The sequence below is a fragment of the Streptomyces sp. NPDC004539 genome, assembly GCF_040610055.1.
GTDB lineage: Bacteria > Actinomycetota > Actinomycetes > Streptomycetales > Streptomycetaceae > Streptomyces.
Map to the genome: position 1 here is coordinate 21510 of NZ_JBEXLS010000056.1, position 6968 is coordinate 28477.

Genomic DNA, 6968 nt, shown 5'->3' on the forward strand with positions numbered 1-6968 from the left:
TTGTGGCTTGTCGCGCCGTTCCCCGCGCCCCTGAAAGACGTGGTGATCCCCGGGAGTCAGTGCGGGTGCGTTGTGGCTTGTCGCGCCCGTGCGGCGGAGCTGTGTGGCTCCGCCGCCTTCCGGTCTCTCCTACTGGTCCGACGAGAACCTGACCGCGCCTGCGGGGATTTGGGCGTTGCACCAGATTCGGGCGCCGGTGTGGAGTTCGTTGTCGGGGCCGATGACGGCGCCGTCGCCGATGACGGTGCCGGTGAGGATGGAGCGGGTGCCGATGCGGGCTCGGGTGCCGATCAGGGAGTCGGTGATTACGGCGCCTGGTTCGATTACCGCGCCGGGGAGGATTGTCGAGCCGGTGACGCGGGCGCCTTCTGAGATCAGGGCGCCTTCGCCCACTACCGTGCCGCCCGTCAGTTTCGCGTCGGGGGCCACTCGGGCGGTGGGGAGGATGAGGCGGTCGCCGCAGCGGCCGGGGACGGCCGGGGAGGGGGCGCGGCCGAGGACGAGGTCCGCGGAGCCCCGTACGAAGGCGGCGGGGGTGCCGAGGTCGAGCCAGTAGGTGGAGTCGACCATGCCCTGGAGGTGGGCGCCGGCCTGGAGGAGGCCGGGGAAGGTCTCGCGTTCGACGGAGACCGGGCGGCCCGTCGGGATCGTGTCGATGACCGAGCGGCGGAAGACGTACGCGCCCGCGTTGATCTGGTCGGTGACGATCTCCTCGGGGGTGGTCGGCTTCTCCAGGAAGGCGAGGACCCTGCCGGTGTCGTCCGTGGGGACGAGGCCGTACGCGCGGGGGTCGGTGACCTTCGTGAGGTGGAGGGAGACGTCGGCGCCGGTGGACTCGTGGGTGTCCACGAGGCGGCGGATGTCGAGGCCCGTGAGGATGTCGCCGTTGAAGATCAGGACCGGTTCGTCGGGCCCGGCGTGCAGGCGGGAGGCGACGTTGCGGATGGCGCCACCGGTGCCGAGGGGTTCGTCCTCGGTGACGTACTCGATGTGGAGGCCGAGGGAGGAGCCGTCGCCGAAGTACGGCTCGAAGACCTCCGCCAGGTACGAGGTCGCGAGGACGATGTGGTCCACGCCGGCCGCCCGTGCCCGCGCCAGCTGGTGGGTGAGGAACGGCACGCCGGCCGCCCGCACCATCGGCTTGGGGGTGTGCACCGTGAGCGGGCGCAACCGGGTGCCCTTGCCGCCGACCAGGAGGATCGCTTCTGTCACCTGTCGTCTCTGCTTCCTGCCGGGACCGGCCGGACTGGTTCTCGGCCGGTCGCTGTTATGAGGGCTCGGTTCTCCGTGCCCGGCCGGGAGTCCGGTGCGCGGCGTTCTCGACGCCCCCGCGGAGCCACCCCGTTCGCCATGCGTCCTCCACCGGTCCGGTCACGTCCTCCGGTTCAACGGCCCTGGTAGCGGGCGGCTGTCGAGCGGGCCGTGGCGAGCTTGCCGTAGAGCAGGCGCCCCGGGCAGTCCGTCGAGAAGCCGTCTCGGTGACCGGAGATGACGTTCAGTCGTACGTTCTTTCCTTTTCGGTAGAGATTGCCACCCGCCGACTTGAGATATGTCGTTCCTCGGGGATTGACCCCGTAGATACCGAGCTTCCAGGCCGAGAGCTGGGCGACCGCCTTCACCGCGGCGGCGGACGGCTTGGTGCCGCCGTACGTGCCGATCACCGCGATGCCCACGCTGTTGGCGTTGAAGCCGAGAGTGTGGGCGCCGAGGACCGGCTTGGTCACTCCCCCGGCGCGGCCCTCGTAGATGGTTCCGCACTTGTCGACGAGGAAGTTGTAGCCAATGTCTTTCCAGCCCATGCTCTTGACGTGGTAGCGGTAGATACCGCGGATGACGGACGCCGCCTGAGAGCATCGGTACCGGTTCCCGGTGGCCGTGTGGTGAACGAAGGCCGCCTTGACGCTCTTGGTATAGGAAAACTTCTTCTCCCTGAGCTTCTCGTCCGCCCCCCACCCCTTTCGCGTGACGATGCGCGGCCGGGGTCCGCCGTGCGGCAGCGTGCGCGGGAGTGCGGGTACGAAGGTCCCGGCGGCCGGTGCCTCGATGCGGGCGCGGGCGCGGGGCGGGCCGACGACGGGCACGTCCTCGGTGCCGGGGTCGACCAGTTCGGCGCGGAGTCCCGTGGGCAGGGCGCGCGTTCCGGTCGTTTCCGGTCGGACCCGGAGTTCGATCCCGTCCGAATCGCCCACCCATAGAGGCGCCGTTCCGCCGTGGAGGCGGGCGGAGTCGTGTTCGGGGGTGCCGGGGTCGGCGCCGTGGTCGTCGGCGTGGGTCTCCAGGTCCTGCCAGTCGGACCAGGTGTCGGTGCCGGTGGCGCGGGTGCGGGCCTGGACGGCGCCGTCGAGGTGCGCGGCGGGGTCGTCCCAGACGACGCCGAGGAGGGAGAAGGGGTGGACGTCGCGGCGGGGGACGCCGGGGGCGGCGCCGACGGCGCGGGTGAGGGGGGTGAGGGGGAGCGACTGGGTGCTGCCCGGGACCGCGGGGGCGGACGCCGGCCGGGCGGTCGGCGTCGCCGCAGCGGCGGGCGGGAGGGGGGTCAGGGAGAGGGTGACGCCGATCGAGACAGCTAGCAATCCACGCATACCGTCGATATTGAACATAGTCAGACATATCTGTCCATCGGGGAACTGACGGTCCGTCGGATCGATTCGGCCGAACCGGTGAGCGGGCGGGCGGCCGGGTCCGGTGCCTTGCCCGATACGCTTGCGCGGGTGAACGCCACCGATCGCACCCCTGCCGACCTGCTGCGTTCCGCGCTCGCCGCGGACCCGGCCCGCCCCCTGGTGACCTTCTACGACGACGCCACCGGCGAACGTGTCGAACTCTCCGTCGCCACCTTCGCCAATTGGGTGGCCAAGACGTCGAACCTCCTCCAGGACGGCCTCTCCGTCGAACCCGGCGACCGGGTCGCCCTCCTCCTGCCCGCCCACTGGCAGAGCGCCGTCTGGCTCCTCGCGTGCGCCTCCGTCGGCGCGGTCGCGGACGTGCACGGTGATCCCTCGCGTGCGGACGTCGTCGTCGCCGGTCCGGACACGCTCGACGCGGGGCGGGCGTGCCGGGGTGAGCGGTACGCCCTCTCCCTCGCGCCCCTGGGCCGCCGGTTCCTGCCGGCCGCTCCCGACGGCTACACCGACTACGCCGTCGAGGTCCCGACCTACGGTGACCGTTTCACCGCGTACGCGCCTGTCGATCCCGAGGGGCCCGCGCTCGTCGTCGCCGGTGCCGAACTGACCGGCGCCGAGGTCGTCGACCGCGCCCGCACGGACGCCGCCCCGCTGGGGCTCACGGGGCCCGGGGGGCGGCTGCTCAGCGGATTGCCCTACGACACCTGGGAGGGGCTCAGCGCCGGGCTGTACGCGCCTCTCGCCAGCGGGGGGTCCGTGGTGCTGTGCCGGAACCTGGAGGCGGCGGACGCGGAGACTGTCGCTCGGCGGGTGGACAGCGAGAAGGTGACGACGACGGCTCGCTGAGGCGGGGGCCGGCGACGACGACACCCCCACGCCTCCCACCCTCTTCCCCGCACCCCCGCCTCCAGCCCGTCACCCGTTCGGCTCATCCCCGTCCCGCACCCCGGGGTTTGGGGCGGCATCGTCGTAGGGACGGGTAATCGGTGCGGGAGGGGGTTATTTGGTATGGGCAGGGTGCGGTGGTGGTGGGTCGGGGGTGGGGGGCTGGTTGCGGTGGCTGTGGTCGTCGGGATCGCTGGGGGTGTGTTGTATGCGCGGCTCGACGGGAACATCACGCCGGACGAGGCCGCTGCTGCGGAGTTGGCGCGGTTCGAGCGGGAGCGGCCGAGTGCGTTGGTGAAAGGGGCGCAGAATGTGTTGCTCATCGGGTCGGACTCGCGGGCCGGGGGCGGGAACGGGGCGTATGGGAGGGATTTGGGGTCCGAGCGGGCGGACAGCATGATCCTGTTGCATCTCGCGGCGGGGAGGCGGAGTGCCACGGCTGTTTCGCTGCCGAGGGATCTGATGGTCGAGATGCCCGCCTGTCTGCGGGCGGACGGGACGCGGACGACGCCGGCGCTCGTGATGCTCAACCACGCGTTCCAGACGGGCGGTTCGGCGTGTGCGATCCGGACGGTGGAGGAGCTGACGGGGATTCGGGTCGACCATCACGTGGTCGTCGACTTCCAGGGGTTCAAGGAGATGGTCGACGCGGTGGACGGGGTCGAGGTGTGCCTCGCGGAGCCCGTGGACGACCGGGCGGCGAAGCTGCGGCTGCCCGCCGGGAAGGTCACGCTGAACGGGGAGCAGGCGCTCGGGTTCGTCCGCGCGCGCAAATCGCTGGGCGACGGCAGCGACACGGACCGGATGGACCGTCAGCAGCGTTTTCTCGCGGCACTGGTGGACAAGGTGTGGAGCAATGGCGTGCTGCTGAATCCGGTGAAGCTCTATCCCGTGCTGGACGCGGCGACTTCGTCGGTGACCGCAGATCCGGAACTCGCCGGGTTGCGCGGGATGTACGAACTCGTCCGGGGGCTGCGCGAGATTCCCACCGATCGGGTGCAATTCCTGACGGTACCGCGAGAGTCGTACATCTATAACACCAATCGTGACCAGCTCGTCCAGCCCGCGGCGGGAAAGCTCTTCGAACGGCTGCGCGCCGATCTTCCGGTCTCGGTCGCCTCCGCCCCGCAGTCGTACGGCCACGGTGTGCGCACGCCGGCCACCCCTCTCTTCCGGGGCGGCACAGCGGCCACACAGCGGTGTGAGTAAAGCAACCGCCAAGTAGCCAAGATTTAACGAACTCCAGTTCCAGGAATTGCGGCGGATTGCCCGATGTAGGGACGTGGAATTTGTCACCGCCGTCGCTTGACACCCGGACGGGCGGATAGTGTGAGCCGATCCAGTGCACCCGGCCGCGAGCTCCTTCCCCGGGGCCCGTGCACCGTAGACCGAACCTGAGCGCCTTTACGGGGGAAATAGGCGCCGCGTGGCCCCGACGGAGGATTCGGACAACCGTGGACGCGCAAGGCCGTGGGCGGGCGGACAACATCGATCCCGCAGACCAGTGGGTGCTCAATCCGAACACCGGCGAATACGAACTGCGACTGGCTCCTTCCGCAGCGCAGTCGTCTTCTGCCGGGCCGGGGCAGTCTTCCGTGCCCGGTCCGCGCAGAGCCGCGTCGCGCGCCGCGACCGAGGCTCCCGCGCCGGACCGGGGGTCGCTGCCCGGCGGGCCCGGACGTGAGGTGCCCGGACCCCGTCGCCGCAAGGGCGGTGCTCCCGTCGAGGAGCCGCTGCCCGGACGGCGCGGGCGCAAGCCCGTCAAGAAGAAGTCCAAGGGGAAGAAGATCCTCATGTGGACCGGCGGGACGATGGCGTTCCTGCTGGTGGGTACGGCGGCTGCCGCCTACCTCTACATCGAGCACCTCAACGACAACATCTCCTCCTCGTCCACCGACGGCGCCGGGACCGGTGGATTCAGCAAGGACAAGGCGATCAACCTCCTGCTGATCGGCACCGACAAGCGGACCGGGTCGGGGAACGAGGGGTACGGGGACGCCGAGAGCGTCGGGCACGCCGACACCACGATCCTGCTGCACGTCTCCAAGGACCGGACCAACGCGACCGCGCTGTCCATCCCGCGCGACCTCATCGTCGACGTCCCGGACTGCCCCACCAAGCTGGCGGACGGCACCACCAAGGTGATCCCCGGTGAGGACGGGGTGCGGTTCAACACGAGCCTCGGGCAGCAGGACCGGACGCCGAGCTGCACGATGCGGACCGTGACCGAGCTGACCGGGATCACGCCGGACAACTTCATGGTCGCCGACTTCAACGCGGTCAAGACGCTGACGTCCGCCGTGGGGGGTGTCGAGGTGTGCCTCGCCAAGGACATCGACGACAAGGACTCGCATCTCAAGCTGTCCAAGGGGACGCACACGATCGAGGGGGAGCAGGCGCTGGCGTTCGTGCGGACGCGGCACTCCGTGGGGTTCGGCGGGGATCTCAGCCGGATTCAGATCCAGCAGCAGTTCCTCAGTGCGTTGATGCGGAAGCTGAAGTCCAACGACACGCTGACCGATCCGACGAAGATGATAAAGCTGGCCGAGGCGGGGACGAAGGCGCTCACCGTCGACAGTGAGCTCGACAGCATCGGGAAGCTGAAGGATCTGGGGCTCGAACTGGGGAAGCTGAACGTCAAGAACCTGACGTTCACGACGATTCCGGTCGTCGACAACCCTGCGGAGAAGGTCAAGGCGACGGTCGTGCTCAATCAGTCGACCGCTCCGACCGTGTTCCAGATGATCCGGGACGACGTGTCGTTCACCGAGGTCGCGCAGCAGGCCAAGGAGTCCAAGTCGGCTGCCGCGGCTGAGGCCGCCGCTCGGCTGAAGGGGACGCAGTCCGCGGCTTCCGAGGTGCGGGTGCGGGTCATGAACGGGGGGGCTGTCGCGGGGAGCGCCCAGGAGACGTTGAGCTGGTTGCAGAACGACGAGGGGGTGACGAAGTCGGAGAACGCGGGGAACGCGCCGGCGGAGTCGGCCACCACGACGTTGGAGTACGGGCCCGAACAGGCTGATCAGGCGCGGAAGTTGGCGGCGATCATGGGGTTGTCCGGGGAGGCGTTGAAGCCGGGGAAGAGTGTGACGAACTCTCAGGGGCTGCCGACGATGACGTTGACGCTGGGGAAGGACTTCAAGGGGGCGGGGGTTTCGTTGACCGCGCCTGCGAAGGTGCCGGATTCGGTGAACAAGTCGACTGCGGACAAGGTGGAGTGTGCGAAGTAGTTCGTGGCGGGTTTTTTCGCCCCCGCCGCCCCTACCCGTCCCATCCTGAAGGGGCTCCGCCCCTTCCACCCCAGCCGGGGGGCTCCGCCCCCTGGACCCCGGGCCGGGGATCGGCCCTGAGGGCCTCGTCCTCAATCGCCGGACGGGCTGGCAGGAACGTCTCCAGCAGGCCGTCCAGCGCGAAGAACGCGTCCGGGAGGGCGACGCGGCGGACCACCGAGCACGACACGTC

General features: G+C 69.8%; 6 protein-coding genes. 3 read left to right on the forward strand and 3 right to left on the reverse strand.

The window, feature by feature from the left end:
* Positions 1 to 129 precede the first annotated feature (129 nt).
* Both ABZX85_RS49895 and ABZX85_RS49900 read right to left on the reverse strand, forming a co-directional pair.
* The gene (locus tag ABZX85_RS49895; protein WP_355885075.1) at positions 130 to 1212 is read right to left on the reverse strand and encodes an NDP-sugar synthase; all 1083 of its coding nucleotides are present in this window, start codon (positions 1210 to 1212) and stop codon (positions 130 to 132) included.
* A gap of 173 nt (positions 1213 to 1385) precedes the next feature.
* Positions 1386 to 2582 (reverse strand): N-acetylmuramoyl-L-alanine amidase, encoded by a 1197-nt coding sequence (locus ABZX85_RS49900; protein ID WP_355885076.1) that lies wholly within the window; start codon positions 2580 to 2582, stop codon positions 1386 to 1388.
* Positions 2583 to 2711: 129 nt separating this feature from the next.
* On the opposite strand from ABZX85_RS49900, the gene ABZX85_RS49905 reads away from it, so the two are divergent.
* The 3 genes from ABZX85_RS49905 to ABZX85_RS49915 all read left to right on the forward strand — a co-directional run bounded on the left by ABZX85_RS49905 (position 2712) and on the right by ABZX85_RS49915 (position 6736).
* Complete coding sequence (locus ABZX85_RS49905; protein ID WP_355885077.1) at positions 2712 to 3470, forward strand: TIGR03089 family protein; 759 nt, start codon at positions 2712 to 2714, stop codon at positions 3468 to 3470.
* Between the two features lie 162 nt (positions 3471 to 3632).
* A complete protein-coding gene (locus tag ABZX85_RS49910; RefSeq protein WP_355885078.1) occupies positions 3633 to 4718 on the forward strand; it encodes an LCP family protein in 1086 nt (361 codons plus the stop codon).
* 245 nt (positions 4719 to 4963) lie between these two features.
* Positions 4964 to 6736, forward strand: coding sequence for an LCP family protein (locus tag ABZX85_RS49915; protein WP_355885079.1), 1773 nt, complete (start codon positions 4964 to 4966; stop codon positions 6734 to 6736).
* Between the two features lie 31 nt (positions 6737 to 6767).
* On the opposite strand, the gene ABZX85_RS49920 is transcribed toward ABZX85_RS49915, so the two are convergent.
* Positions 6768 to 6968 (reverse strand): hypothetical protein (locus tag ABZX85_RS49920; RefSeq protein WP_355885080.1); only part of this gene is annotated, 201 nt, incomplete at its 5' end.

Coding starts and splice junctions, on each gene's coding strand:
- ABZX85_RS49900 (WP_355885076.1), bottom strand. CDS start 2,582: ATGCGTGGATTGCTAGCTGTCTCGATCGGCGTCACCCTCTCCCTGACC.
- ABZX85_RS49910 (WP_355885078.1), top strand. CDS start 3,633: ATGGGCAGGGTGCGGTGGTGGTGGGTCGGGGGTGGGGGGCTGGTTGCG.